The 26,343-nt window shown below is 62.0% G+C and carries 22 protein-coding genes and 1 pseudogene; 13 read left to right on the top strand and 10 right to left on the bottom strand.

Going from position 1 to position 26,343, the window contains the following annotated elements; all coding sequences use genetic code 11:
- The first annotated feature begins 49 nt into the window (after positions 1-49).
- Together NKI05_RS20085 and NKI05_RS20080 are read left to right on the top strand one after the other, a co-directional pair.
- Positions 50-877: an SDR family NAD(P)-dependent oxidoreductase gene (locus NKI05_RS20085; RefSeq protein WP_352792992.1), complete on the top strand. Its 828-nt coding sequence runs from the start codon at positions 50-52 to the stop codon at positions 875-877.
- A gap of 275 nt (positions 878-1,152) precedes the next feature.
- Positions 1,153-2,436 carry an O-antigen ligase family protein gene (locus NKI05_RS20080; protein ID WP_023689977.1) on the top strand — a complete coding sequence of 428 codons (1,284 nt, stop codon included), beginning with the start codon at positions 1,153-1,155 and terminating at the stop codon, positions 2,434-2,436.
- Positions 2,437-2,446: 10 nt separating this feature from the next.
- On the opposite strand, the gene NKI05_RS20075 is transcribed toward NKI05_RS20080, so the two are convergent.
- The 3 genes from NKI05_RS20075 to NKI05_RS20065 form a co-directional block, all read right to left on the bottom strand.
- Positions 2,447-3,538, bottom strand: a complete 1,092-nt coding sequence (locus NKI05_RS20075; protein WP_023816356.1) for an acyltransferase family protein — start codon at positions 3,536-3,538, stop codon at positions 2,447-2,449.
- Between the two features lie 177 nt (positions 3,539-3,715).
- Positions 3,716-4,939 (bottom strand): polysaccharide biosynthesis/export family protein, encoded by a 1,224-nt coding sequence (locus tag NKI05_RS20070; RefSeq protein ID WP_032894632.1) that lies wholly within the window; start codon positions 4,937-4,939, stop codon positions 3,716-3,718.
- Between the two features lie 218 nt (positions 4,940-5,157).
- Positions 5,158-5,835 (bottom strand): sugar transferase, encoded by a 678-nt coding sequence (locus NKI05_RS20065; protein ID WP_023668816.1) that lies wholly within the window; start codon positions 5,833-5,835, stop codon positions 5,158-5,160.
- Between the two features lie 607 nt (positions 5,836-6,442).
- On the opposite strand from NKI05_RS20065, the gene NKI05_RS20060 reads away from it, so the two are divergent.
- Entirely contained in the window at positions 6,443-6,715 is a 273-nt protein-coding gene (locus tag NKI05_RS20060; RefSeq protein ID WP_023711266.1) for an exopolysaccharide production repressor protein, read from the top strand.
- 47 nt (positions 6,716-6,762) lie between these two features.
- Here the strand turns inward: NKI05_RS20060 and NKI05_RS20055 are convergent, their stop codons facing one another.
- From NKI05_RS20055 to NKI05_RS20030, 6 genes are all read right to left on the bottom strand, one after another.
- Complete coding sequence (locus NKI05_RS20055; protein WP_023711265.1) at positions 6,763-8,598, bottom strand: ABC transporter ATP-binding protein; 1,836 nt, start codon at positions 8,596-8,598, stop codon at positions 6,763-6,765.
- A gap of 5 nt (positions 8,599-8,603) precedes the next feature.
- The gene (locus tag NKI05_RS20050) at positions 8,604-9,572 is read right to left on the bottom strand and encodes a phosphoenolpyruvate carboxykinase (ATP) (protein WP_023715553.1); all 969 of its coding nucleotides are present in this window, start codon (positions 9,570-9,572) and stop codon (positions 8,604-8,606) included.
- Positions 9,572-11,488: a lasso peptide isopeptide bond-forming cyclase gene (locus NKI05_RS20045; RefSeq protein ID WP_023816355.1), complete on the bottom strand. Its 1,917-nt coding sequence runs from the start codon at positions 11,486-11,488 to the stop codon at positions 9,572-9,574. The genes NKI05_RS20050 and NKI05_RS20045 overlap by 1 nt, the downstream gene beginning before the upstream one ends.
- A gap of 3 nt (positions 11,489-11,491) precedes the next feature.
- Positions 11,492-11,866: a lasso peptide biosynthesis B2 protein gene (locus tag NKI05_RS20040; RefSeq protein ID WP_023702339.1), complete on the bottom strand. Its 375-nt coding sequence runs from the start codon at positions 11,864-11,866 to the stop codon at positions 11,492-11,494.
- Positions 11,867-11,891: 25 nt separating this feature from the next.
- Positions 11,892-12,161 carry a PqqD family protein gene (locus NKI05_RS20035; protein WP_245259933.1) on the bottom strand — a complete coding sequence of 90 codons (270 nt, stop codon included), beginning with the start codon at positions 12,159-12,161 and terminating at the stop codon, positions 11,892-11,894.
- Between the two features lie 162 nt (positions 12,162-12,323).
- Positions 12,324-12,476, bottom strand: a complete 153-nt coding sequence (locus tag NKI05_RS20030; RefSeq protein WP_023684233.1) for a lasso RiPP family leader peptide-containing protein — start codon at positions 12,474-12,476, stop codon at positions 12,324-12,326.
- 478 nt (positions 12,477-12,954) lie between these two features.
- Between NKI05_RS20030 and NKI05_RS20025 the strand changes: the two genes are divergently transcribed.
- The 9 genes from NKI05_RS20025 to NKI05_RS19985 all read left to right on the top strand — a co-directional run bounded on the left by NKI05_RS20025 (position 12,955) and on the right by NKI05_RS19985 (position 23,590).
- Positions 12,955-14,079 (top strand): nucleotidyltransferase family protein, encoded by a 1,125-nt coding sequence (locus NKI05_RS20025; RefSeq protein ID WP_023816354.1) that lies wholly within the window; start codon positions 12,955-12,957, stop codon positions 14,077-14,079.
- 130 nt (positions 14,080-14,209) lie between these two features.
- A complete protein-coding gene (locus NKI05_RS20020) occupies positions 14,210-15,232 on the top strand; it encodes a glycosyltransferase family 2 protein (protein ID WP_023702337.1) in 1,023 nt (340 codons plus the stop codon).
- 214 nt (positions 15,233-15,446) lie between these two features.
- Positions 15,447-15,755: a hypothetical protein gene (locus tag NKI05_RS20015; RefSeq protein WP_502898766.1), complete on the top strand. Its 309-nt coding sequence runs from the start codon at positions 15,447-15,449 to the stop codon at positions 15,753-15,755.
- Positions 15,756-15,876: 121 nt separating this feature from the next.
- A complete protein-coding gene (gene exoK / locus NKI05_RS20010; protein ID WP_023816353.1) occupies positions 15,877-16,776 on the top strand; it encodes an endo-1,3-1,4-beta-glycanase ExoK in 900 nt (299 codons plus the stop codon).
- Positions 16,777-16,831: 55 nt separating this feature from the next.
- Positions 16,832-18,163: a UDP-glucose dehydrogenase family protein gene (locus tag NKI05_RS20005; protein WP_023668805.1), complete on the top strand. Its 1,332-nt coding sequence runs from the start codon at positions 16,832-16,834 to the stop codon at positions 18,161-18,163.
- 31 nt (positions 18,164-18,194) lie between these two features.
- The gene (locus NKI05_RS20000; protein ID WP_023668804.1) at positions 18,195-19,274 is read left to right on the top strand and encodes a glycosyltransferase; all 1,080 of its coding nucleotides are present in this window, start codon (positions 18,195-18,197) and stop codon (positions 19,272-19,274) included.
- 223 nt (positions 19,275-19,497) lie between these two features.
- Entirely contained in the window at positions 19,498-20,739 is a 1,242-nt protein-coding gene (locus NKI05_RS19995) for a glycosyltransferase (RefSeq protein ID WP_023816352.1), read from the top strand.
- A gap of 221 nt (positions 20,740-20,960) precedes the next feature.
- Positions 20,961-22,130 (top strand): glycosyltransferase, encoded by a 1,170-nt coding sequence (locus tag NKI05_RS19990; RefSeq protein WP_023816351.1) that lies wholly within the window; start codon positions 20,961-20,963, stop codon positions 22,128-22,130.
- Positions 22,127-23,590 carry a lipopolysaccharide biosynthesis protein gene (locus NKI05_RS19985; RefSeq protein ID WP_023684224.1) on the top strand — a complete coding sequence of 488 codons (1,464 nt, stop codon included), beginning with the start codon at positions 22,127-22,129 and terminating at the stop codon, positions 23,588-23,590. Before NKI05_RS19990 ends, NKI05_RS19985 begins: the two co-directional genes overlap by 4 nt.
- Positions 23,591-23,815: 225 nt before the next feature.
- Here the strand turns inward: NKI05_RS19985 and NKI05_RS19980 are convergent.
- Positions 23,816-24,865: pseudogene (locus tag NKI05_RS19980) on the bottom strand (polysaccharide pyruvyl transferase family protein); the annotation flags it as partial.
- A gap of 294 nt (positions 24,866-25,159) precedes the next feature.
- Between NKI05_RS19980 and NKI05_RS19975 the strand changes: the two are divergent.
- A complete protein-coding gene (locus NKI05_RS19975) occupies positions 25,160-26,332 on the top strand; it encodes a glycosyltransferase (protein ID WP_023689991.1) in 1,173 nt (390 codons plus the stop codon).
- The last annotated feature ends 11 nt before the right edge of the window (positions 26,333-26,343 follow it).

Below are 26,343 nucleotides of genomic sequence, written 5' to 3'. Positions count from 1 at the left end.
GACGGACTATGAATAAACGCATCGTACGTCGCATCGGAGACTGCCCACCATGACAGACCTTTCCGGCCGCAGCGCCATCGTCACCGGCGGGTTTTCCGGCATGGGTTTCGCCATTGCTACGGCCCTGGCGCAAGCCGGCGCCAATGTCGCCGTCGGCTCCTACATCGCGCCCGCCGGCGCCGACAGATCCGACGCCGCCTACTATCCCGGCGCCGATGAACTCGAGCGCGTGCGGTTGGCCCTGTCGGCACACGGCACCAGGGTTTGTGCCGCCCATCTCGATGTCCGCGACAGCGAGGTGACCAACCGGTTTGCAGCCGACGCGCAGGCCGCCATCGGCCCGGCCGACATACTGGTCAATGCCGCGGGCACCACCGCCGAACAGCCGGTCTGCGGCCATTCCGACGCGCTGTGGGACAAGATCGTCGACACCAATCACAGCGGAGCGTTCCGCGTCACCCGAGCTGTGCTGCCCGGCATGATCGAGCGCGGCTGGGGCCGTATCGTCAACATCGGCTCGACGGCGGCTTCCGTCGGCTGGAAGGACAACCCGGCCTACTGCGCCTCGAAGGCCGGGCTGCTCGGCCTTACCCGCTGTGTAGCGCTGGAAGGCGCCGCGCACGGTGTCACTTGCGTCATGATCAGCCCGACCTGGGTCGAGACCGAACTGATGCGCCGCAACGTGGCGCAGGTCGTCGAGCGTGAGGGCAAGGGCAGAACCGCCGAGGAAGCGATGGCCGAGATCGCCAAGGGCAATCCCCAGCAGCGCATGCTGCAGCCGCAGGAAATCGCGGCTCTAGCCGTGTTCCTGTGCTCGGATCTGGCCAAGGGCATCACCATGGAAAACATCCAGATCACCGGCGGAGCGCTGTGGTAGCGGCCACAGTTTGAATTTTCGAACGAGCGAGCCGCATTAACGCCATTTGTCGGTTGCATGGTCGTTTTGGCCCTGCCTGCGGCAACTTTACCCCTCGCGGCAAATTTACCATTGAGTGACAGGCGATAGAGGTTATATTGTGCACTGCACAATGGATGCCCGCTGATCGGGGTCCGGCAAGGGCAGGTTCCGGCGATCGCGCATGACGCAGAAAAGCCGACCATGGGCGCTTCAGCCCAGCCGAAAGGCGGCAGCATGAGAAATCCGGTACGGATATGAAGATCCCGAAATCCATTCTGATCGATCCGGACAACAACAAGGCCTATGCCGCCTTCGCCGTTGCGGTGTCGGTCTTTGCCTTCGCCTACTCCACCAATTTCGGCCAGATCCTGATCCTCGCCTACTATCTGGTATGGCTGCCGCTGCTGTTCGTCGATTACCGGCGTTTCGCCCGCGATCTCTCCAGCGCCTGGCTGCCGCTGCTGTTTGCGGCCTATGTCTGCCTGTCGCTGTTCTGGTCGCAAGCGGCCGGCACCAGCGCGCGGGCGGGGCTGCAATATTTCTCCCACATGCTGTGCGCCTACATCGCGGCGCGCACCATCAGCACGCGCACGCTGGTGCTGGGCTCGCTGATCGGCATCTTCATCGTGCTGCTGTATTCGCTGAAGGTTGGCGCCTATGCGCTCGACACTATCGACGGCACCACCAATTTCGTCGGCGCCTTCGGCTCCAAGAACCAGATCGGCTTCTTCGCCTCGCTCGGCATCTTCTTCTGCTTCGCTTTTCTGGCCTTCTACCGGCGCAACTGGATGAGCTTCGTCTGGACCGCGCCGATCATCCTGCTGTCGGTCTATATGCTGGCGATCGCCCACTCGGCGACGTCGGTCGCTTCGCTTCCGGCGGTGATCGGTGTCGTTGCCTTGCTTGCGATGAGCAAGGTTCTGTCACGCCGCTACCGCCGCGTGCTGTTCGTCGTCGGCGCTACCGCGCTGGTCGGCGGTGTGATGGCTGCGCTGAACCTTGGCCTGCTCGATGTCGTGCTCGGCATCTTCGGCAAGGATTCGACGCTGACCGGCCGCACCTATCTCTGGGAACAGGGCTGGGCCGCCGCGCAGCAGCGTCCGGTGCTCGGTTATGGCTATGCCGCCTACTGGATCCAGGGTTTTGCCGATCCGGAACGGCTCTGGGCCGAGTTCTACATCTCCACCCGCACCGGCTTCCATTTCCACAACACCTATATCGAGACGCTGGTCGAGCTCGGCTTCATCGGCGTGACGATGCTGGCGCTGATCATCCTGCGCTCCTTCTGGGGCCATGTTTCGAAGGTGGTGTTCGGTGACTGGAGCGCCGATTCAGTGGTGCTCGCCGGCGCGGTCGGCATGATGCTGATCCGCTCCTTCTTCGAGGTCGAGATCCTCGGCCCCTATTTCATGGCCTCGTTCATCGTCTATTACGGCCTGTTCAAGCTGCGCCCGGTGCCGCTCGCCAGGGCAAGGCGGGCCTATGTTCCGGTGCCGGACGAGAACACCGCCAACGGCCGCATGCCGGCGCGCGTCTGACTTGCTTATCTCAGGCGACGGCGCGCTTGCGCAGCATCAGCCGCTGCAGGAAGCGGCGCAACGGCTCGTCATAGAGGCGCGTGGCGATGTCGGCGATGACGATGACGGAAACCGCCATGACGATGCCGAACCAGGGATGATGCGCGAACGGGTCGATCGCTGCGGCCTTGCCCGCCCCGGCGATGATCATCAGCAGCGGCGTGTGGATGATGTAGATTGGGTAGGAAATCCGCCCCAGCCAGCCATAGAGGCCTGACAGGCGCGGCGCCGTCGGCGCAATAGTGCCGACCACCACCAGCGCCGGGAAAACAAAGACGACGCAGGCGAGATCGTAGGCGACGCGCGCGCCGCCGACCGGCGCGATGGCAAAGACAACGAGCGTCAGTGCGATCGCGGCCTCTATCCACCAGCCGCGCCGCAGAAAGCCGAGCCCGCTTTGATAGCGTGTCATGGACCGGCAAAGCAGCACGCCCAGGAAGAACGAGAAACAGACGCGTGGCAGGCCGCTGATGATAGTCGATCCGGTCATGCCGAAGTCGAGGGTGCCGGCAATGATAGAGACGACCACCAGCAACACCAGACTGACGGCGATGAGCGTGCTCAGCACGCGTTTCGTCAGCAGGAAGAAGACGGCGACATAGGCTATGTTGACGATCAGCTCGAAGAACAGCGACCACGACGCGGGGTTGAGCGGAAAGATCGTGCGATAGGCATCGCTGACCAGCGGGATGAAGAACATGCCGGTCGTCAGCATGGTGCCGATCTCGGAGATCGGCATGTATTCCGCCGGAATCAGCCGGTTCTTGACGACGAGATAGAAGAAACCGAGCAGCGTGCCGGCGAGGTAGAGCGGGTAGAGGCGTATCAGGCGGATCGCCACGAAGGTGCCGACGCCCATGCCGTTTTCGATCTTGCGGTCATAGGCATGCGCGATGACGAAGCCGCTGAGCAGGAAGAACAGGTCGACGGCCAAATAGCTCGACGGCAGCACCTTGCCGGCGGCCAGGAACGGCGAGAAGTGGTAGAGCATGACGCTGATCGCCGCGACGCCGCGGATGGCATCGAGATTGAGGTAGACGTGGCGCGGTGCGGCGGGCTGCATGGAATGCCTTCAAGCGGTCGAAAAACGGAAGTTCCCGCCCGCACCCTGGCGCGAACGAGCCGAACTGGTTCCTCCCGCCTCCATCGCGCGGGCCTCGCCGAGCGAGCCCGAGCGCTAGAGCAATTCCGGGAAAAGTGGGAAACGGTTTTCCGTCCGGAATTGCTCCAAACAAACAGGTTACTGGCTGGCCGTCGGCGCCAGCTTCACCTTGATGACGTCGCCCGGCAGCACCGGCGTATCTTCCTTGGCGTCGATCTCGCTGGTCTTGCCGTCCGTCACGCGCACCAGCGAATAGATGAGCGCCGGCTCTTCATTGTGGTTTGTGATGGCGGCGGTCGTGGCCGGGTCCGATGCCTGGGCCATCAGGCCCTGTTGCATGTTGACCCTGAGTGCGGCTTCGTTGAGGTCTGCTTCGACCTGCTGCCGGTCGGCGGCAAGTCTCGAGTTCAACGTGTTCTGGGCATCGATGGCATCCTGCGTCGCCTTGCTGACCGACTGCTTGGCGGTGAGGATCGCCGTCTCATAGTCCAGGATCTTGCCCTGCAGATCGGTGACCGACTGTTGCGAGGAAAGCAGGCGTGCGTTGGCGACCAAGCCCTTTTGCGCCAGCGGACCGATACTGTCCGCCTGCTGCTGCGCCAGGTCGACCTGCTTTTGCTGGTTGACGATCTTTTTCTGCAGCGCCTCGATTTCGGACTGCAGGACCCCTTTCAGATCGTCAAGCGCCTGCAGCTTCAGCTTCAACGCTTTCTGGTCGGAGATCAGGATCTGCATTTCGTCGGCGACGATTGTCGCCAGGCGCGGGTCGCCCTCGACTTCCTTAGGCGCCTCGAAACTCTCCTTGCCGGCGAGATCGGCATCGATGCGGGCACGCTTGACGATCAACCGCACGCGCTGGTCGTCATAAATGTCGAAATTGCCCTTGGCGGTGATCAGATCCTTGCCGAGCTGGGTGCCGAAATCGGCGTTGCGCCGGATGCCGCCGGCGATGCTGATCGCCTTGAGCACGGTCAGCTCCGGCACATAGGGAAACTGGCCAGGCGTCTGGATCTCGCCCGAGATGTAGAACGGCCGGAACTGCACCATTTCCACCGAGGCTTCCGGCTTGTCCGACAAGGCAAGCTTGCGCTGCAGGGCGACGCTGATCGCGGTCGCAACCTCCGACGTGGTCTTGCCGGCGGCCGGCAGTTCGCCGACGAACGGCACCGACAAATTGCCGGCTGGACCGACCGAATATTCGCCGTTTACCGCCGACCAGTCACGGAACGTGCCTTCCACCGTCTGCCACTCGGCGACGCGGATGTTGAGCTTGTCCTGCGAGCCGAGCCGGTACTCGTCGGCCATGGCCGGAACCGCGAGCGACAGAGCGAGGCACGTGGCGACGAGCCGTGCCGGCCGCATCGGGCCGGCAAGGCGAAAATACGCTGATATGTCTGTTTTCAACTGAACGTTTCCGATCCGTTTTGGCCCCATCCGCCCGATAGGCCTGCTGCCGAGTGCCTCCTTCGGAACCTGGCAGAATACTATGGCTGCAATGCGAGACCGGCCCATCGCCGAATAGCTTTGGACCGGATTGGCTTCGGGCCGTACCGGCCCGATTGCTGACCAGTTGCGGTCGGTCAGTAGGAACCGCGCGACATCCACACCGCAGGCACGGTCTTGAGGATGATGCGAACGTCTTCGAACAGCGACCAGTTCTCGACATAGTGACGGTCGAACGCGACGCGACTGTCATAGGAGACATCGTTGCGTCCGCTGACCTGCCAGAGCCCGGTCAGGCCCGGCCGCGACTTCAAATAATAGACCGCGGCGCTGCCGTAGATCTCAAGCTCGTCGCGCACCACCGGGCGAGGCCCGACAAGGCTCATGTCGCCCTGCAGGATGTTGATGATCTGCGGCAGCTCGTCGAGGCTGAGCTTGCGCAGAACGGCGCCGACGCGGGTGACGCGCGGATCGTTCTTCAGCTTGCGGGTCGCGATCCATTCGGCGTTGGCTTCCGGATTGGCCGCGAGATAGGCGGCCAGCACACGTTCGCCGTCTTCGACCATGGTGCGGAACTTGAGGCAGGGGAAAATCCGCCCACCGCGTCCGATGCGCTTGTGGCCGTAGAAGATCGAGCCGCCGTCGGAAAGCTTGACCAGAAGGGCCACCATCAGGAACAGCGGGCTAAGCGCCACCAGGCCGACAAGTGAACCGAAAATATCGAAACTGCGCTTCAGCAGCCCGCCGATGGGTGGCGGAAAATCTACGCCGACATGCGAAAATGCCGCATTGGCCGACTTGGCAACGTCCCTCATGCAAAAGCTCCATACGTTGAACGGATGGTTTATGCCACGATACCAAAAAAATGCTGCAGCGCAACACACAATTTCCCATATGGCTGAAATAGTCACGTCAGGAATTGACTAAATAATAAACCCTCCTTGCCCAAATTTTGCCCTTTATGGCGGGTTTGTGACGAATAATTAGCAACCGTAGGAAATGTAATGCATTTTTTCGGCGGGTTTTGGGCAAATCGTCCTTTGCCGCAGAGGGAACGGGTTTAACTGATTTTCGAATCACTGGCTTTGCTAAATTAATCAAGTAAAATACTAATCAACGTTGTAGATTCTACTGTAGTATAAAGCGCATGACGAGTTAGGTCACCACCCCTGCGTGTGCATCGCAGCATGGCGGAGTCCAAGCCGCCGCCAAGCCGAAAATTATTGCAGGTTGCCCTTGCCGTCAGTTTCGCGCCTTAATAGAGTCGCAAATTATTCCTGATAGAGTCTGGATGGGTTGGGAAGGCCGGAAGCAACCGGCCGAAAAAGAGCAGCTAAATAAGCTCGCATGGCGAATGGGGAGATACTCGGGTGGGTAAGTCATCGCTTTTGCATGCTCGGGCCGGTTGACGGGCCGCCGAACATGTCATTACCAAAATTCGTCATTGGAATGGTTTTCGCCCTCGCGATCGTGGTCGCGTGGTCCTATGTCGACGGCGCGACGGTCACCACAACGGTGCTTCGCGTCATCGGCTGCGCTGTCCTCATCCAAGTCGGTTATTTCCTGCTGGTGTATGTTATGATCGCCAGGAGCGCGCCGACATCGGCCGACAGGGCTCGCGACGCCGAAAGAAGCCTCGGCGCCGACAAGGCGGTTGAAGGCGAGAAGCTCTCGGCGAGGCGCAGCGTGCATTGAACAGTCTGAAGCCGCAAGGTCGGCCTCGGATCATCTTGCAGCCGGACTCAGCCTGCTTCGGCCGGCTCGGGTTCCGATTGCTCGCCTGAAAGCATTTTCGACAGGCGGCTGCCGGCCTTCGCTTTCAACCTCTGATATTGCCCGACTTCGACGATTCGTCCGTTTTCGACTGCAACCACCCAGTCGGCGAAGGCGATCATCGATGGCCTGTGCGCAATGGTCAGGATCGTCATCGATCCGCGCAAGCCGTCGATCGATTTGGCGATCAGGGACTGGTTCTGCCAGTCGAGCGCGCTGGTCGCCTCGTCGAGAATGAGCAGCGAAGGTTTGCGCAGCAGCGCGCGCGCCAGCGCGATGCGCTGGCGTTCGCCGCCCGAGAGCCGGACGCCGCGGTCGCCGACCACCGTGTCGAGCCGCAACTCCAGCCGCTCGACGAAGTCGGCGCCATGCGCAGCGCGCAGTGCAGTCCACAGCTCCGCGTCACTGGCTTGCGGCGCGGCAAGGCGCAGATTGGCGGCGATCGTATCGTGCAGCAGGAACACGTCTTGCGGCACATACGCCACCTGGTCGCGCCAGCGCCGGCGGTTGGCGGCGCCGATCTCGACGCCATCGGCCAGGATTTTGCCCTCGCTCGGTTCGAGCAGGCCAAGCAGCATGTCGGCAAGCGTGCTCTTGCCCGATCCTGACGGACCGATCAGCGCCGTTACCTTGCCGGCGGGTAGGCCAAAGGTGACATCGCTCACCACCGGCTTGCCGCCCGCCTCATAGGCAAAGGAGACATTGCGTATGTTGAGCCCGACATCGAGCGACAGCTTGGCATCCGATTCGAGGTTTGCCGGCTCGCGCTCGGCATCGAAACGCGCCTGCATGTCGCGCATCGAGGCATAGGCCGGCAGATTGATCAGCACCTGCTGCGCCTGCATCTGCATGTCCATGAAGCGCGGCGCAATGCGCATGAACACCAGAAGCAGGACAACGATCTCGGCCAGCGAGAGGTTGAAGCGCACCAAAGCGACATAGATGAACAGGCTCAGACCAATGACGCTGGCGACCTGGAACAGAGCGGTGCCGATGGTGCTGTTGCGCACATAGTTGATGTTGTCGGCCTTCATCTTCTCCAGTGTCGCGCGAAGCTGCGCGTAATAGGTCGCCTCGACATTCAGGCTCTTGGCCACCTTGATGCCGCCGAGGAACTCCGAGACCGTTCGGTACTGCTCCTGGCGATTGCTGGTCAAAACCCGGCCGAAGGCGCTGGCTCGTGCCCGAAACGGCTGCAGCGCCAGGAAGGTGACGATGCCGACGACAATGGCAAACGCCGTCATCACTGTCGAAATGAACAGCGAGACAACGAGATAACCCGCCAGAAGCACGGCGATCTGCACCAGCATCAGCAGGGAGAACGCCGCCGACTGCACGCGGTCGATATCGCCGGTCAGCGCATGGTCGAGATCGGAGCTGCGCATGCGCGCGAATATCCCCCACCGCGCCTTGCCGATGCTCTCGAACAGGTTCATGCGCAGGCGATTGATGAAGTCGAGCAGCAGCCGCGCCATGTAGACGGATTTATAGCGGTTGAACGCTGCCTGCAGCGCGACAAGCCCGACCAGCAGGCAAAGCACCGTGGTCAATTGCAGCGTTCCGTCCGGAGCCAGCCAGCGCACCCAGTCGCGGTCAGGCAACCTGACCGCGAAATTCTGCTCGGGTCGCCCGACCAGATGCAGCAGCGGCACCAGAAGCAGGATCGAGATGCCTTCGGTCAGGCTTCCCAGGATCAGGAACAGCAATGCCGTGAAGGTCCTGCGCCCGCCGATCCGGGCCATGGCGGCGCCGAAGCCGGCGACATCGCGGTAAAACGAAAAGCGCAGGATCTGCGATGCGGACATGTCAGTCACCGCGGCCCTTTGTCGGCCGCCAGATCGTTTTCGATCAGGGCGACGGCTTCGCCGATACGGTCGAGCCCGGTGGGCACTTCGAGGCGACAGACGCCGATCTGGCTGGCCAGGGCCGCGCATTGGCGAAGATGTGTCGTGGCAAAATCGCCGACCAGGGCTGGACGGCCGAAACGCGTCACATAGGAAAATTTGATGATGGCCGGCAGGGCGCCGATGCCTGGCAGCGGCGTGATCGCTGCTTTGTCGCTGCGCTCGAGGATATAGATCCGGGTCGCCGGCACCGCGTCTGCCGCAAATCCGGCGTGCAGGCGATGCTGCATCTTGTCGATCGCCGCATGCACCTGCGGGCGTATCTCTGCCTGGCGGATGGGAAACGCGGCGGCCGCATCGGCGGCGAGTTTCAGCTGCGGAAAACCCGGAACGATCATCGGCCGGTCCGTGAGATCGAGCGCCACGACATCGTCGGTCAGCAATCGATGCCCGGCGCGGATCATCGCGCTCGCGGTCGTCGATTTGCCGGCGCCCTTGTCGCCCATGAAGACAGCGCTCTTGCCGCCGACCGCAATGGCGCTGGCGTGCAGGATGAGCAGGCCGCGCTGGTGCAGGAGCAGTGCCATGACCGGACCGAGCAGCGGAAACGCCAGCAGCGCATCGTCGACATCGGGCGCCGGCTCCACCTCGATCCGGCAGGCATCGGTGATCAGGAAGGCGCCGACCGTCTGCCATGCCAAATATTGCTGCCGCGGCTCGAAACGGAAAGCGGTTCCGGTCTCGGGCGAGGGTTTTGGCAGGTCGATCGGGCCGACCGTGATCAGCACATCGACGCAAGCTGGTTCGCTCGGCTCTAGCTCAGGCAGTTCGACCTGCGAAGCGATCGTCAGCCCATAGGCTTTGTAGAAGTGCTGTGCGCGAGCAGCAATTGCATGGCGGTCATCAGCGGCAAGAGGCATGTTGGCCGGCATCATCATTGGCTCCCGCGCTGTTGCACCTGCCGCAGCCACAATGATAGCGAAATCGAACGCCATACATACTGGACATCGGGCAAGGTCGCGGCCTCGGGTTGGCTGGAAATGCGGCCATAGGCGGCGGTCACCTCAGGCAGGTTGACGTAAGGGGCAATCCGCGCCGCATCTTTCACCAGCACCTTGTCCAGGAGATCGCGGTGATTGCCCAGCATGCCTTTGACCAAATTGGAGGTGAAATCGATCTTGTCGCGCCGCCACTGCACCGCCGGGGGCAAAATTCCTTCCATGGCACGGCGCAACACCGAGCGGCCAAAGCCCTGGTTCAGCTTTTCCGCGCCGGGCAGTGTCAGGCAGAACTCGACCAGAGGCTTGTCCCAGAAGGGGTAGCGCGGCTCGACGCCGAAATTCGCCGCCGCCTTGTCGAGTACCTCGAAGGCGTGCGGCACCATGCCGTTCGACAGCAGCCAGCGATGGGTCAAGGTCTCGCTGGCGCTGACCGCGGGCGGCATATAGCCGGCCCTGCGGAACCGTTCGACGAGGTCGGTGCGCATCGCCAGGTCCGGATTGATCAGGCCGCGCCAGCTCGTCGCCGGCCGCCCAGTGGGATGGCGCCGCAATTTGCCAAGCACGCGGTTCGCGAACCGCTTGATTCTCGCGACGCGCCAGGCAGGCCCGTAGAGGGTCAGGAACTTGTAGTAAAGGCCGAGCATGCCGTCGCCATAAGTGTTGGAAGCGCTGCGCAGCTCACGCCACAGCTCCATCCATTTGCCGGCATCGGCGAGTTCGTGCAGATGGCCGTGGCCTTGCGAAACCACCTCGTCGCCACCATGGCCGTCCAGCAGCACCTTCATGCCCTTGGCGCCGGCCGTCCTGTAGATGTCGCGGGTCAGCGACAGGCCGGGGGCCAGGAACGTTTCTTCCTGCTCCTCCAGAATGCGTTCGAATTCCGCGAAGGGCGCGTAGTCGCCGACGGAAATCAAAGTGCCGTCGACCTTCTGCTGGCCCAGCACCGCCTCGATGAACGGACGCTCATCCATCGGCGAGCCCTTTTCGAACACCAGCGAGAAGGTCGGCAGCCTCGGTCTTTGCTGGGCGGCATTCTGCAGGCCCGCCACGCAGGCGATCGAGGAGGAATCGAGGCCTCCGCTCAGCATCGCCCCGACCGCAGGCGTGCCGCGCATGCGGTTGCGGACCGATTGCGAGAACAGATGGCGGAATTCCTCGGCCGTGTCCGCCCGCATCGGTCTTGGCGACGGTTCGATCTGCCAGTAGCGGCGCAACACCACCTGGTTCCCGGTCACCGTCAGGCTATGGCGCGCCGGCAGGCGGAAGATATCGGCATAGGCAGTCGATTGCGGATCGTCGGGCAGCCCGGCGAGGAAGCCGGAAATCTGGTGTTCGCTGATGCGCATGTCGACGCCGCCGACATCGAGGATCGGCCCGATCTCGGAAGCAAAGACGAAACGCCGGTCGCTCGAATGGTAGTAGAAGGGTTTGACGCCGAAATGATCGCGCACGCAAAACAGCTTCTGGCGCTCGGCGTCCCAGATGGCAAAGGCGAAGTCGCCCTGCAGATATTCGGGACAGGCTTCGCCCCAGCGCAGATAGGCGCGCATCACAAGCACGGCGTCGGCAACCGAATTGTCCCGGATGCCGAGCCTGGCCAAGAGTTCGTCGCGGTTGTCCAGCCGGCAATCCGCGGTGATTGCGAGCTTGCCGCCGGCCATGGTCAGCGGGCCGGGGCCGGCTTCATCGGTGGTGTTGAGCCAGGCGTGGCCAAGAACGACGCCCTCGTCGATCCACCACGAACTGCCGTCAGGCGCGCGATGCTGCATGCGGGCAAGCATGCGCTGGATGTCGGCCGCGGCGGCCTGCCTGCCTTCCTGCCTCAGCAGAATTCCGGCGACGCCGCTCATCGCTCACTGGCCGTGGTCGACGAGATGGTTAAACCCGCCAAGCGAGCCGCCGAGCACGATATGGTCGCCGCTGACCAGCCAGGCATGCGCCTTCAACTCGGTGCCGGTATCGCGCTCGATGCCGATGCGGATTTTTGAGGCGTTGCCCTGGCGGGCAAGCAAATATTGGCCGGAAAGCGCTTGGGTCAGACAGCTTGCGCCAGGCACCAGGCGGGCAGCCGCAGCCACGCCCCAGGCGACACGCCTGAGATCGCCGATGTCGGCTGGTTCGCGCGCGTCGAGCCGGGTCACCATGCGGCGCACTTTGTTGTAGGAAAGCAGCGTCAGCCCCAGCCGCACCGCCACGACCACCGCAAGGCAGTGGGCGAGAAAGAGCATCTCCGGCCCGCTAAGTGAGAAAGCTCTAGACAAGTTCCTCATCATGGAGCCTCGCAAGCCCGGCGTCCGCCAAGCCCTTCAACAATCCATCGACATCGGCCTTGCAGCGTTCCGGATCGACATTGTAGCGATCCAGCACGGCGCTGCGGATTTCGGAAATCGGCCGCGGCTCCTGGATCAGCTCCCAGATATAGGCGCCGACGCTGTTCAGGCTGTAATAGATGTTGGACCTCATATCGAGCAGCGCCAGGCCGTTGCCGAATTCGCAGGCCACGGCATCCTTGCTCGCGCTCATCCGATCATGGTCCGTGGGGTTCCAGTCCATTCCTAAACCTCGCTCACAACCAACGCTTCGGCAATTCCGGACAAAGACGCGAGAGCCGGGGTTTGACCCCCGACTCTCCTTAGTGCGCTCTGTTTGCAGAGTCCGGACTTTGTCACCCCAACGAGAGAATACTCAGGAGAAGGTGAGTTCGCCGACCGGCGTATGTGCCGGAAACGAGGCGTCGAGTGCCGTAGTACCGCTACCGCCTTGCGTGATGGTCTCGATCGAGCCGTGGACCGTCAGGCTAGGGGTTTCGTACTCATGCTTTTCAACATTCTGTTCCAATTTACTCTCCACTTGTGGACTGGAAGCGGCCTGTCGATTGCCGGCAGCGAGCTATTGCTGCACCGCAATAGCTGCATGGCAGCATTTATGAGTCAAGCCTGATTTACCAGCCGTTAATCAATTCTCGGTTGCGACTCCCTTCAATGGTGATCAAAGCGCTTTGCATTTTCACATCCCAGGAGAATTCAGCAGAGTGTCCGAGGCCATCAACTAAGTATCTGATTTAATTACGTTAAATTTTCCTTCGAATGCTCCTCACTTGGGCGCTGGCGCATTCCCACAAAATTGTTGCTGACGTACCCGTCACAAGCCCCGATCAGGCGGTGCCTTGCATCTAGGACTGTGTTGCGAAACGTTCAGGTTGCAGGAAATTGGCGCCAAAGGAAAAACTGGACGCGGCGCATGAATTTGGCGATGCTTTGCTTCGCACTTGCAATATAACGCGCCTGGCGAATTTTTTGCGGAGATGCTGCAGCAGATGGCCTTGCAGGAAGGGACCTTCCAAAGGTTGCGCGCCGCTGGCTGCGCCGACGAAGTGGCCTATGTGCAGGCGTGCCTGCGGCTGTTCTTCGCCTCCGGGGCGAGCCCCAGCGCCGCGCCTGCACCGGCCATCTCCGTTGCCGATGTTTGCGACATCGCCAGGCTGAACAAGGTCGCCACCTTCATGCTGAAGGCGCTGTCGCGCCCACCGGCGGGCGAGACGCCGCCGGGATTGCTCGAGTGGCTCGACACTTATCGCCGGCGCACGATTGCGATGAACTCGTCCGGCATCATGGATTCGATGGCCATCGACAAGGCGCTGCGCGGCAGCGGCATCGATTTCGTGTTCCTGAAGGGGCCCCTCCAGCAGCAACTGCTCTATGGCGACCATTTCATGAAGCCGTCCGGAGATGTTGACATATTGGTGTCGCCGGCCGGCTTCTTTAGGGCTCGCGATGCGCTGCGCTCGATCGGCTACGAGGTCGCCGGCAAGTCCCGCTCCGTCTGGTGGGTGCGCTTTCTGGGCGAGCAGCACATGGTTCGCAGCCAAGGTCGGAAATTGTCCACCGTCGATCTCCATTACCGGCTCCAGCAGCCGGGATCGCCCAGCCCGCGCGATACGGAAGGGTTCCTGCGCCGCAAGCGCGCGCTTGCGATCGCCGGCTCCAGCGTGCCGTTCATCTCGGCCTCCGACACTTTGCTTCTGTCCTGCATCAGTGTCGCAAAGGCGCTGTTCAACCGCGAGCCATGCGCGGGCTATGTCTGCGATGTCCGGGCCGCTGCCAGTCGGCTGAGCGAGGCCGAGCAGCAGACTGTGCTCGACTACGCGGCCGAGCAGGGGCTGGCTGACACCCTGCTGCTGGGCCTGCGCGCCGCCGATGTGCTGCTTGGTGGCGCCGGCACGCTGCTGTCGGATCGGGCCACCAGGATCCTGTCACGCATCGGCAATGAAGACCTGTTCCACATGGTCATCGCGCCGTGGCTGTCGTCGCTCAGATGGCCGCAACGGCGCACCGTTTTGTGGGAATTGTGCGGCCGCGAACCTGTCCGCTACCTGACCGAGGCCGGCTGGGCCGCGTCAGCCGACCTCAGCCGGCGGATTTTCGAGCGGGAAAGCCGGTGACGATGAGGGTCGTCATGCAGCAGGCAGATAACGTTCCGTCCCGATCCGCTGGGGATGGATCGGGGTCCGGCGCCGCGCGCCGGGAGGGCGAGGGGCCTCGCGACACTTTATGCAATCGAAAGGCCACCCTATGTCCATGACAGAATCCCGGGTCTGCGTGATCATCGCGGCGCGCAACGCGGCCCGGACCATTCCCGCAGCCATCGCCTCGGCGCTGCGCGAGCCGGAGGTGGCGGAAGTCGTCGTCGTCGACGACGCCTCCACCGATGACACCGCAAAGGTGGCCAGCGCTGCCGATGATGGCAGCGGCCGGCTTTCGGTCATCCGGCTCGACGCCAATCGCGGCCCGTCCTTCGCCCGCAACGCCGCCATTGCCGGGTCGAAATCGCCTTTCATCAGCATTCTCGACGCCGACGATTTCTTCCTTCAGGGACGGTTTCGCCAGCTGTTTGCCAGCGCCGACTGGGATTTCGCCGCCGACAACATCATGCTGATCCGTGACGATACGGCGACCGATGTCTCGAAGATCGTCGCCCCGTCCTTTTCGGCGGACCCGGAATTCCTCGACTTCGAGCGGTTCATCGAGGGCAACATCTCCAGACGGCGTGTCCAGCGCGGCGAACTCGGCTTTCTCAAGCCGGTGATATCAAGAGCTTTCCTCGACAGGCATGGGCTGCGTTACGACGAGAACCTGCGTCTCGGCGAAGACTATGAACTGTACGCCCGCGCCTTTGCCCTTGGCGCACGCTTCAAGGTCATCCGTTCCTGCGGCTATGGCGCGATCGTGCGCGCCGATTCGCTGAGCGGGCGCCACAAGACACAGGATCTGAAGCGCCTCGCCGATGCGGATCTGGCACTGCTCAAGATCGACAGCCTGCCGGAAGGCTCCAAGGCCCTGCTGCGCAAGCACGAGCGGCATGTGCGTGACAAATACCGGCTGCGCAATTTCCTCGATGTGAAGGCCGAGCGCGGCATGGCGTCTGCCGCCGCCTATGCGCTGGCCAGCCAGTCGAACCTCATTCCTATCGTTGTCGGCGTGGCCGCCGACAAGCTCGATGCCTTGTTTCGCCACGCCGGTCTGTCCCCGCGGCAGCAGCCGGTGCCGCCCTTGCGCTTCCTCATGGCCGCTACCAGCACGGCGGCGCAAAAGTAGGCTCCGCCAAGTCCGGGACGGCGGCCGCAAGGCTGAAAAAATTGCCTTTCTGAAACTCGGAGGTTGCCTACACGCCCCGACGATGGCACTGTATGTTGCGGTGCAGCAATTTTGGAAGGCCAACCGGATGGCTTCAATTTTCGGCTTCAGGTCCAGGGACCCAGCGCGCGACAAGCAGACCGATCTGGCGCGTTTCGACCGTCTGGCAAAGCTGTTGGATCAGATCACGGCCGAGATTGCGGCCGAGAAGACCGGGTTGGAGGCCCGCTACCGGTCGAAGTCCACCAACGCGGCCTTCCTGGTCGAGTCGATGGAGAACGGCTCGGCGTCGGCAAGCAAGCTGTCGGAAGTCGGCGAGCTGACGAAGTCCATCCTGAACTGCGAACAGCGCATCGCCGAGCTGGTGCGCCAGACGAGCCGGATGAAGGAACTGCGTCATTCACTCGACGCGATCGTCGGCGAGGATGGCCAGGGTTCTGATTCGCACGGCGAATATGTCAAACCCGCAGGTCGCTTCGGCTGAACACGGTCACACGAGACACAGAAGAGAAAGTTCGGGGACGGAGGATCGGGATCGGCCCGTTAGCAATGTGGGCCAATCGGTGACTTTGGGTTGGGGCGGAACAGCACAAAGGTGAATTGATATGAACGCAGATCCGAAGACGACGCCCATGGCGGCAATCGATGCCATGATTTCCGCGCGGCCAAATCGGCCAATGCGTCTTGTAAACCCAACGCGTCTTCTATCCGTTGGTGCGCTTCTGTTGTCGGCAGCCGCAGCTCTGCTCGGCGCCGCCCACCCCTCCCGCGCCCAGGACGCCTCCCCGGAGATGCAAAGCGCACCGTCCTTCGTCGACGATTTCAAGAGTTTCGATCGTTCGCGCTGGTATGTCTCCGACGGTTGGTCGAACGGCAATCACCAGAACTGCACCTGGTCGAAAAGCCTGGTAAAATTTTCCGACAACATGCTGACGCTCGGGTTCGAAAAGCGCAAACTGAAGGACCGCGAGTTCGCCTGCGCCGAGATCCAGACCAAGCAGCGCTTCGGCTATGGGACCTATGAAGCACGGATGAAGACCGACACCGGATCCGGTCTCAACGCCGCTTTCTTCACCTATATCGGCCCTGCCGACAAACAGCCCTGGTATGAGATCGACTTCGAGGTGCTGACCAAGGATACATCCAAGGTGCAGGTCAACAGCTACATCGCCGGCAAGCCCAAGAACGAGAAGCTGGCCGAGGTCGAAGGCGGCGCCGACAAGGGCTTCAACGACTATGCCTTTATCTGGGAAAAGGACCGGCTGCGCTGGTACGTCAACGGCAAGCTGGTCCAGGAAGTGACCAATCCCGAGCAATTGCCGACCCACTCGCAGAAGATATTCTTCAGCCTCTGGGGCAGCGACACGCTGAAAAACTGGATGGGCGCCTTTTCGGACCCCGGCCGCCAGGTGACGATGCAGGTGCAGCGCGTCGCCTTCACCGCGCTCGGCCAGCCGTGCCAGTTTCCGGAATCGCTGGCATGCAGTGTAAGCAGCATAAAGTAGATCTGAACCGGCCCGGCTATATAAGGCCAAAGGGCGTGAACAGGAATTAACCCGAATGAATTTGACGGTCTTTGGAATTGGCTATGTCGGTCTCGTGCAGGCCGCGGTGCTGGCGGAGGTCGGGCACCAGGTGGTGTGCGTCGATGTCGATGAAAAGAAGGTCGAGCGGCTCAACCAGGGCCTGGTGCCGATTTTCGAACCGGGACTGGAGGCCCTGGTCAAGGAGAACCACGCCGCCGGCCGCATCAAGTTCACCACCGATGCCGCCGCCGGCGTCAAGCATGGCGAGATCCAGATGATTGCGGTCGGCACGCCACCCGGCGAAGATGGTTCGGCCGACCTCAAATATGTGCTGGCGGTGGCCGAGACCATCGGCCGCGAAATGGACGGTCCCAAGATCGTCGTCGGCAAGTCGACCGTGCCGGTCGGCACCTGCGAAAAGGTGAAGGCCAAAATCGCCGCGACGCTGAAGGCGCGCGGGCGCCAGGACCTGGCTTTCGACGTCGCTTCCAATCCTGAGTTCCTCAAGGAGGGTTCCGCCGTCGCCGACTGCATGAAGCCTGACCGCATCATTGTCGGCACCAACAGCGAGGGCACCGAGGCGGTGATGCGGGAGCTCTACGCGCCGTTCAACCGCAACCACGAGAAGATGATCGTGATGGACGTGCGCAGCGCCGAATTCACGAAGTACGCCGCCAACTGCATGCTGGCGACCAAGATCTCCTTCATGAACGAAATGGCCAATCTGGCCGAGCAGCTCGGCGCCGACATCGAGGAGGTACGCAAGGGCATCGGCTCGGATCCGCGCATCGGCTACCACTTCATCTATCCCGGCCTCGGCTATGGCGGTTCGTGCTTTCCCAAGGATGTCCGCGCGCTGATCAAGACCGCCGAAGGTGTCAAGTTCGACGCCAAGCTGCTGCGCGCCGTGGAGGAGCGCAACAATGCCCAGAAGTCGGTGCTGTTCGACAAGGTGCACCGTTATTTCAAGGGCAGTCTCAAGGGCAAGACCTTCGCGCTCTGGGGCCTCGCCTTCAAGCCCAACACCGACGACATGCGCGAGGCGCCGGCGCGCGTCCTGATGGAGGCGCTGTGGCAGGCCGGCGCCAATGTGCAGGCCTACGACCCCGAGGCGATGCAGGAATGCCAGGCCATCTACGGCCTGCGCGACGACCTTTTGTTGTGCGGCACCAAGGAGGCGGCACTGCGCGGCGCCGACGCGTTGCTGATCGCCACCGAATGGAAGAGTTTCCGCGCCCCGTCCTTCGACGCGGTGAAGGATGCCCTGACCACGCCGGTCATCTTCGATGGCCGTAACCTCTATGATCCCAAGGTCATCGCCCGTCACGGCATCGAGTATTTCTCGATCGGCAGGATGGCGGCGTGAAGGCAGGGCGGCACAACGCGGAGCCAGGTTCATGAAAGTTCTGTTTGCAGGCGGCACCGGCTACACGCCGCAATTCAGCGGGGGCGTCCAGTCGAGCACCCACCACCTGGTCGAGCAATTGCGCGAAAACGGTCACGAGGCATCCGTTCTGGCAGCCCTGTTCGGCGACGGCATGTTCGGCTTCAGGGCGCGCGCCAAGATGAAGCTCCTTCGTCAGCGCGCGGTCATCGACAATTTCCCGGGCTATCCGGTTGTACGGGCGTGGTTCCCCTGGGAAGCGGCCGACTTCGCCGTCAAAAAGTTGAGGCCGGATGTCGCGGTCGTGCAGTGCCACAATTCGGTGCCGATCGGCAGAGAGCTGCAGAGGCTTGGCGTGCCGCTGACCGTCTATCTGAGGAATGTCGAATTCGACGAATTGGCCGGCGATCTGCGTGAGCTCCATTCGGCGGTCTATATCGCCAACTCCGAGTTCACCGCGCGCGCCTATAAGGCAAAATTCGATATCGATTCGACGGTTATTCCGCCGACCATCAATCCCGCGTTCTACAGCACACCGACGACCGGTGAATTTGTCACGCTCATCAATCCATATGAGGAAAAAGGCTTCGATCTTGCGGTGCGCATTGCCGCCGCCTGTCCCGAGATCCCGTTCCTGTTCGTCGAAAGCTGGAAGCTCGACGACGATCATCGAGCCCGGATCGAAGCAACAATCTCTCCCCTCCAGAACGTCAAGCTGGAAAGCCGCACCAGCGACATGAAGACGGTCTACGGCCGCACGAAAATCCTGCTTGCGCCCAGCAAATGGGAAGAAGCCTGGGGCCGGGTGGCCTCGGAAGCGCATTGTAGTGGCATTCCCGTGGTCGGCTCGCGGCGCGGCGGTCTGCCGGAAGCGATCGGCGCCGGCGGCGTGGTACTGGACTACGACGCCCCGCTCGCCGACTGGGTCGCAACGATCAGGCGGCTGTGGAGCGATGAGGCCGAGTACAAGCGGCTGTCAGCGACAGCACGTCAGTTTTCGGAGCGGCGGCAAATGAACCCCGACAGCCAGTTCGCAACGTTCATGGGCGTTCTCGACCGCGCAAGACGTGTCGGTTTGGAGCGCGCAGCCTAAACGCGTCGTGTTGCATTTCAGCTGAGACGCTGCACGACCGTGGTCGCGCAAAGTTCCCGTTAGCCAGGTCCAGGCGTCGTGCGCCCGTCCGGATCACTTTTAATTGCTGCAGTGCAATATTTTGTGGCACTGCAGCAATCAACGTGTATTCTGCCTGTCTACATTAGGGCTTGTGCGATATGGACCGCTTGGTCCGAGCAAGCCCCAACCTTATGGGCGGGTCATGCGCGTGGGCTTTGTCGTCGGCGAATTCCCTCTGCTTTCGGAAACCTTCGTCGTGGACCAGATGGCTGGGCTGCTGGCGCGGGGCTTTCAGGTCGAAGTGGTCTGCGAAAAGATGCAAGGTGACCACCGAATTGACCGGCAAAGCGAGCCGATGGCGACGCTGCTCGCCAGAACCCGACATTGGTGGCGATGGGCCGCTGTAATCAGCAAATTTGTACAGCGTCTGCCGCCGCGTCTGCGATACAAGGCCTCGACCGTTCTCGACATCGCCTTTGCACGCCGCCTGAACCGCTGCGATGTGATTGTCGCCCACTTCGGACAGAACGGCGAGAGAGCAGCCGCACTGAAGAAATGGAAGGTGCTCAAACCACCGATCATAACCATCTTTCACGGCGCGGACGTGGCGATCCCGGCGCGGCAGGCAGTGCTCGCGACACAATATGCCGGGCTGACCAAGCATGGGACCCTGAACCTGCCCGTCAACGATTACTTCCGCACGATGCTGCTGGAAGCCGGCCTGTCCCAGGCGAGCACGACGGTCCACCATATGGGAATTGACACCCGCGAAATCGGCTATCGCTGGGAATCGTGGGAAGGCACCCAACTGGTCGTGGCGACGGTTTGCCGCCTGGTCGAAAAGAAAGGCGTCGAGTTCGCCTTGCGAGCCCTGGCCTCCCTCAAGGCCTCCCAGCCGCAGCTAGACTGGCGTTACGACATTGTTGGCGACGGTCCTCTGCGGATGAATCTGGAGAAGCTGGCCGTAGAGCTGGGCTTGGCTGGTCGCGTAACATTCCTCGGCAGCCTCCCTCACGCAGAGGTGAAAAGACGGCTTCGCATGGCGCATCTCTTTTTGCTGCCAAGTATCACTGCCAGCGACGGGGATATGGAAGGCATTCCGGTCGCGCTCATGGAGGCCATGGCCGCCGGATTGATTGCGGTCAGCACGTATCATTCGGGAATCCCGGAGCTCATCAAGGATGGGGAGACGGGGTTGCTTGCGCCCGAGCGAGATATTTCAGCGCTTGCCGGCAAGCTTGCCTGGGCCGCGGAGCACCCGACCGAATGCGAGCGTATCGCGCTTGCCGCACGCCGCAAAGTCGAGGAGGACTTCAACGCAGATGTTCTGAATGAACGTTTTGCGCAGATCGTTACCCAACTGGCCACATCGAGCCCTGCGCATGCACCCACCGGTCATGTCGGCGTTTCCGAGGGCTTGGCGGATCCTTCATCTGCCGGCTGACACTGCTCCTCTGCGTTTGATCGGCAGGCACGCCAAGCTGAGGGAAATCTTGCTACACTGCACCAAAAATGTTGCAGTGCAGCAAGACCTGTACTAACGTTCCTGCGGGTGGGCCAACAGCGGTAGAGTTCCATGCTGCATGTCTTGTGCTTCCGCCACCCTGTCTTCGGCCCGGCTTTTGTCAAAGGGACACCGGCTCCCCGGACGAGCGCATCCTGCCGATGAAGATCTGCTTTGTAGTCGACAAGTTTCCCTCATTGTCCGAAACCTTTGTTCTCGACCAGATAGCCGGATGCCTTGAGCGCGGCATGGAAGTCGGCGTCGTCTGCAACGAGACGTCCTTCGGCAGGGACAGCAACATCGATGATCCGCGCTGGCAGGCGTTGCCAGGAAAGGTCGTATGCTGGTGGGGTGGCCTGGGTCGCTATCGCCCGCTGCTCAGGAAGTGGTCCGGCAGGTTCTGGGACAAGCTCTCGACCGCCATCGACATTGCTCATGCGCGAAAACTGCAGGGCGCCGACGTCATCGTTGCCCATTTCGGCAACAACGGCATGCGCGTGGCCCGCGCGATCAAGCGCGGGAGGATTTCCGCTCCCCTGGTGACGATATTTCACGGCCGTGATGTCGGCGAACCGCTGCATGACAATACGCTCGCGCGCTACAAGATTGTGTTCGAAAAGGGCGTTCTTCAACTGCCGGTGAATGCGTTTTTCCGCGATGCCTTGATTGAGGTCGGTGCATCGCCGGAGCAGGTTGTGGTTCACCATATGGGGGTGCGGCCGAGTGACATCGACTATCGGTGGCGTTCATGGGAGCAGGCTACGCTCTCTTTCATCTCGGTCTGCCGCCTGACTGAAAAGAAGGGCATCGAATATGCGCTTCGCGCGCTTGCTGGCCTGCCGCGGCGAGACTGGATCTACTCGGTGATCGGCGGCGGAGAACTTCTCGAGCAGCTGAACGGGATCGCCGCAGAGCTTGGCATTGCCGACAGGGTGAATTTTCTTGGGCCCCGGCCGCACAGCGAAGTCAAACAGCGTCTGCGCGATGCGCATGTGTTCCTGCTGCCCAGCGTCGGCGCCCGCGATGGCGATCTGGAAGGCATTCCGGTTTCGCTGATGGAAGCGATGGCCGCCGGCCTGACGGTGGTCAGCACATATCATTCCGGGATCCCTGAATTGATCGATGATCACAAGACGGGTTTTCTCGTGGCTGAGCGGGACCTTGCGGCGCTGACCGGCAAGCTTGCCTGGATCGCCGAGAATCCGAAGCCGTGTGAAGGGATCGCTCTCGCGGCGCGCAAGAAGATCGAGGCGGAGTTCAACTCCGATCTGCTGAACCAACATTTCGTGGAAATCGCCATGCGGCTTGGCGAAACGAGGTCGCTTGCATGAACGCCAATCCGCCCCCCCAGTTCGGTCGTGTCGCCCTGCGCGGCGGGCTGGTAACCATCGGCGCCCAGGGCTTCAAGATGGCGATCCAGTTTCTCTCCGTCATCGTGCTGGCCCGTCTGCTCGTCCCCGAGGATTTCGGTCTGGTGGCTTCCGTCGGGCCGATCGTGGCCTTCGTCGGGCTGCTTCAGAATCTGGGCCTGCAGCAGGCTGTGGTTCAGCGCAAGGACATCAGCAACCAGCAGCTCAACCAGGTGTTCTGGATCAGCGCGCTCGTCGGGCTGGGTAGTGCCGTGGTAGTGGCCGGCCTGGCGCCTGCCATCGCCGCGTTCTATGGCGATCAACGTATGTCCGGCATCACCCTTGGCTCCGCCCTGCCGCTGCTTCTCGGCAGTCTCGCCGCAGTGCCGCTGGCGTTGATGAACCGGCACCTGCAGTTCGGCCAGCTCGCACTGAACGACGTGATAAGCGCCGCCGCCGGACTTCTGGCCGCCGCGATCGCGGCCTATGCGGGGTTGGGCTACTGGTCGCTGGTCATCGGCCCGGCGGTTTCGGCAGCTATCGCCCTGGCTGCCGCCTGGCTGGTGGCGCGTTGGACGCCTTTGCGGCCGGACCTGAAGGTCGATGCCGATATATTGTCGTTCGGCGCCAACCTGACCGGCTTCAACCTCGCCAACTTCTTCTCGCGCAATCTCGACAACATTCTCATCGGCAAATATTCCGGTGCGATCGAACTCGGCTATTACGACCGCGCCTACAAGCTCCTGTTGTTCCCGCTGCAGAACATCAACCAGCCGCTGACACGGGTCATGGTGCCGCTGCTCAGCCGCATCCACGATGACAAGGCCCGCTTTCGCGATATCTATGTGCGCACCAACTGGATGCTGGCGGCCGTTACCATGCCGGGCATCGCGGCGCTGACGCTGACCTCCAATCAGATCGTCGGACTTCTCTTCGGCGCGGGCTGGGCACCGGTCGCACCGATCTTTGCCTGGCTGGGCATCGCCAGCCTGGTCCAGTCCGTTTCAAGCACGACGGGATGGATATTCATCTGTCAGGGCAAGACGAAGACCATGTTCCATTGGGGCATCTATTCGTCGCTGACGACCGTCGCTGCCTTCGTCGTCGGCCTGCACTGGGGCGCCGTCGGCGTTGCCGCGGCCTATGCCATCAGCGGTTACGTGCTGCGCGTTCCCGTGCTGGCGCTACTGGTCCATCGCGTCGGTCCGGTGACCGCCGCCGACTTCCTGCTCATGCAGGGGCTTTTCATCGCCTCGTCCCTGCTTGCCTGGTTCCTGTACCTGTGGTTGCCGGCGTCTCTAACGGGCCAGTCAGACCTGCTCGCGGTCTTTTTGGCGCTTGCCCTCAACTACGGCATCGGTCTCGTTTTCATGCTTGCCGTCCCGCAGTCGCGACGCGCCTTGTTCACCACCCTGTCCAACGCCGCGCGCAATATCCGCTGAGCGGCCGGCGATCAGCGGCGCCAGCAGGTTTGTGGCCGACATTGCCGAAGCATGTTCTTCGAGCACGGCCTGAAGGCTTGTCTTGCGATAGCGGTCGAGATTTCCCGCAAACCGGCCGAGCTTTTCGCGCGCCTCTTCGGGCGTCACGGTGTCGATGTCGAGCAGCACATCGTCGACACCGATTCGCTTGGCCACTTCCTTGGTTTTGAACTCGTAGGCGATCGGCAGCACCGGCGTGCCGACGCAAAGCGACATGATCATCATATGCATGCGCGTCGCGACGACGAAGTCGAAGCCCTTCACCAGCGCCATCAACTGGTCCGGCGTGTGGAACGAAGCGTCCACCGTTACGTGGCTGGCGATCTCAGGATCGAGCTCGGCAACGATGGCCTGCGCGGTCTTGGAATCGTCATGGGCATATTCCGGCACGCCCTGACACGTGGAGACGAAGGTCACCTCCTTGCCAAGGTCCCTGACAAGAATTGTGGCGATCTCGCGGATCGAATCCAGATAGCGGCGCATGCCGCCCTCACCGTCGCTGACGTAGTTCCAGTGGCGGACCGAAATAGCGACGCGGCCCGTCGACGCCGGCGGCTGGCTGGAAGCGAGACGCTTGCGGATCCTGTCGGTATCGGCCAAGGCGAATACCGCATCGGCCACCACGTGGCACTTGCCGAGATCCTTCACCAAGTCCCGGATATGGGTCCGCGACCGTTCGTCGCGCAACAGGATGAGCGGACTGCGGTCAAAGATCGGGCCGAGCTCCTGGCGGTTGTAACTTTTGTCGAACGGACCGAGGGATTGCGTGAAGAAGACCGGATCCTTGCCAAATACGGCATCGAGCCTGAACTGATTGAGGCGTCGTTCGAGATTGTAGTTCTCGACGAGATAGGTTCCCCCTGTGGTGACCACCATGTCCGCGTCGGCGTAGATATCGAGACCGCGCCGGTCGCGATAGCTGAAAAAATTGCCTATCGCGCTGCTGCCAAACCAGCGCAGAGCCTGGAGAACGAGCCGATTGTAGATCGGCTTGAACCGGTCCCTCAGCCCGCTGCCATTCTTGTATCGGAACAGGGATTCCGACAGCAGCTTATGAAATTCGAGGTCGGGATAATCCGTCTTCGGATAGAGTCGTTCCGCAACCTCGGGCTGGCTGTCGAAGACGGCAAACCGCACGTCGCCTTGCACGATCGTCTTGAGAATGTGGCGGATCGCCAGCAGAATCGCCGCATCCCCGGTATTCAGGCAGACTGTGTTTTCAACGACGATCTTCATGGGATACCTCATTTCGTCAGCAGATTCCGCGGCGTGGCCTGCGGTGCCTAGGACGGGCATGGTGACCGAAAATACCCACGCCAGGACGATCCCGATGCGGCTCGCGTCACAATCCATCGCTGCATCGGGCTGGGTGACCAGCCAGAGCGGCGCTCAAGCCCGACGGAGGGTAACGCATCAATTTTGCAGTGCAACAAAAAACGTGCACTTATGCTACGGCGCACCAAAAATGTTGCGATGCAGCAAAAGCTGGGTTAGCATTCCCGTGGGTGGGCCAACAGCGGTCGAGTTTTCATGCTGCATGTCTTGTACCTTGTGCACGATGTTTCCGACCCGGCGGTGCGCCGGCGGATCATAATGCTCAAGGCAGGCGGCGCGCGGGTCACGTTGGCCGGCTTCCGTCGGACCACAAATGCTGTTCCCGACGTCGAGGGGCTGCAGCCGGTCGACCTCGGCGCGACGCGTGACGGCCGATTCGGCCAGCGTCTGGCGGCGGTCGCCAAGGCGGCGCTGTCGATAGGCTCGAAGCTTGCGGCGATGCCGAAGCCCGACCTCATCATCGCGCGCAATCTGGAAATGCTGGCGCTGGCCAGGCGCGCCAAGGCCGCCTTTCGCGGCGGCGTGCCGATCGTCTACGAATGCCTCGACATCCATCGCCTGGTGCTGCGCAATGACATGCTGGGCAAAGCACTGCGCACAGCGGAGCGTTATCTCGCCCGCGACGTGAAGCTTCTGGTGACGAGCTCACCGGCCTTCATCGCCAATTATTTCAAGCCGTTCGGGCAGGTCGCCGCACCGGTGGAACTGGTCGAAAACAAATACTTCGAAACCGCGCCGATCGCCTTGGATGACAGGTCAAAGGCCGAAAACCCTGCAGCACCCCCGTGGCGCATCGGCTGGTTCGGCGCGCTGCGCTGCCGCCGCTCGCTGGAGCTGCTGGCCGACTTCACGCGCCGTCAGGGCGGGCGCTTCGAGGTCGTCCTCCGGGGCCGTCCGGCACTCTCGGAATTCCCGGATTTCCATGCTTTTGTCGAGGCCGAACCCTATCTCTCCTTTCGTGGCCCCTACCGCAACCCGGAAGACATGGCCGCGATCTACGGCGAAGTGCATTTTTCCTGGGCGATCGATTTCTTCGAGGAAGGGCAGAATTCGGAATGGTTGCTGCCCAACCGCCTCTATGAGGGCTGCCGCTTCGGCGCCGTACCGATCTCGATGGGCACTACCGAGACGGGGCGCTTTCTCAACCAGCAGGACATTGGCATCCTGCTTTCTGCTGCCACGCCCGAAATCCTGGAAACCGCGCTCGGCCGCATGGACCAGGAGCACTTCGGCAAGGCCAAGGCGCGTGTGCTGGCCCGCAACCCACGAACCTGGAGCTACGACCGCAGCGACTGCCGCGCCTTTGTCGACAGGCTGCGCGGCCTTGCGGTTGCCCCTGGTTCGTTCGCCACCGAGGCACTGGCCTGAAGGATGACCAA

Source organism: Mesorhizobium sp. M0771, assembly GCF_040320155.1.
In the GTDB taxonomy this organism is placed as follows: Bacteria; Pseudomonadota; Alphaproteobacteria; order Rhizobiales; family Rhizobiaceae; genus Mesorhizobium.
This window is presented reverse-complemented; position numbering and strand designations above follow the sequence as displayed.

Excerpts from the sequence above, each read along its gene's own strand:
- NKI05_RS20060 (WP_023711266.1), top strand. The coding sequence starts at position 6,443 with ATGTCATTACCAAAATTCGTCATTGGAATGGTTTTCGCCCTCGCGATC.
- NKI05_RS20040 (WP_023702339.1), bottom strand. The coding sequence starts at position 11,866 with ATGCTCTTTCTCGCCCACTGCCTTGCGGTGGTCGTGGCGGTGCGGCTG.
- NKI05_RS19975 (WP_023689991.1), top strand. The coding sequence starts at position 25,160 with ATGCTGCATGTCTTGTACCTTGTGCACGATGTTTCCGACCCGGCGGTG.
- NKI05_RS20075 (WP_023816356.1), bottom strand. The coding sequence starts at position 3,538 with ATGCAGCCCGCCGCACCGCGCCACGTCTACCTCAATCTCGATGCCATC.
- NKI05_RS20000 (WP_023668804.1), top strand. The coding sequence starts at position 18,195 with ATGAAAGTTCTGTTTGCAGGCGGCACCGGCTACACGCCGCAATTCAGC.
- exoK (WP_023816353.1), top strand. The coding sequence starts at position 15,877 with ATGAACGCAGATCCGAAGACGACGCCCATGGCGGCAATCGATGCCATG.
- NKI05_RS20085 (WP_352792992.1), top strand. The coding sequence starts at position 50 with ATGACAGACCTTTCCGGCCGCAGCGCCATCGTCACCGGCGGGTTTTCC.
- NKI05_RS20050 (WP_023715553.1), bottom strand. The coding sequence starts at position 9,572 with ATGATGCCGGCCAACATGCCTCTTGCCGCTGATGACCGCCATGCAATT.
- NKI05_RS20070 (WP_032894632.1), bottom strand. The coding sequence starts at position 4,939 with ATGCGGCCGGCACGGCTCGTCGCCACGTGCCTCGCTCTGTCGCTCGCG.
- NKI05_RS19990 (WP_023816351.1), top strand. The coding sequence starts at position 20,961 with ATGAAGATCTGCTTTGTAGTCGACAAGTTTCCCTCATTGTCCGAAACC.
- NKI05_RS19985 (WP_023684224.1), top strand. The coding sequence starts at position 22,127 with ATGAACGCCAATCCGCCCCCCCAGTTCGGTCGTGTCGCCCTGCGCGGC.
- NKI05_RS20020 (WP_023702337.1), top strand. The coding sequence starts at position 14,210 with ATGTCCATGACAGAATCCCGGGTCTGCGTGATCATCGCGGCGCGCAAC.
- NKI05_RS20055 (WP_023711265.1), bottom strand. The coding sequence starts at position 8,598 with ATGTCCGCATCGCAGATCCTGCGCTTTTCGTTTTACCGCGATGTCGCC.
- NKI05_RS20080 (WP_023689977.1), top strand. The coding sequence starts at position 1,153 with ATGAAGATCCCGAAATCCATTCTGATCGATCCGGACAACAACAAGGCC.
- NKI05_RS20045 (WP_023816355.1), bottom strand. The coding sequence starts at position 11,488 with ATGAGCGGCGTCGCCGGAATTCTGCTGAGGCAGGAAGGCAGGCAGGCC.
- NKI05_RS20065 (WP_023668816.1), bottom strand. The coding sequence starts at position 5,835 with ATGAGGGACGTTGCCAAGTCGGCCAATGCGGCATTTTCGCATGTCGGC.
- NKI05_RS20005 (WP_023668805.1), top strand. The coding sequence starts at position 16,832 with ATGAATTTGACGGTCTTTGGAATTGGCTATGTCGGTCTCGTGCAGGCC.
- NKI05_RS20025 (WP_023816354.1), top strand. The coding sequence starts at position 12,955 with ATGGCCTTGCAGGAAGGGACCTTCCAAAGGTTGCGCGCCGCTGGCTGC.
- NKI05_RS20035 (WP_245259933.1), bottom strand. The coding sequence starts at position 12,161 with ATGAGCGCGAGCAAGGATGCCGTGGCCTGCGAATTCGGCAACGGCCTG.
- NKI05_RS19995 (WP_023816352.1), top strand. The coding sequence starts at position 19,498 with ATGCGCGTGGGCTTTGTCGTCGGCGAATTCCCTCTGCTTTCGGAAACC.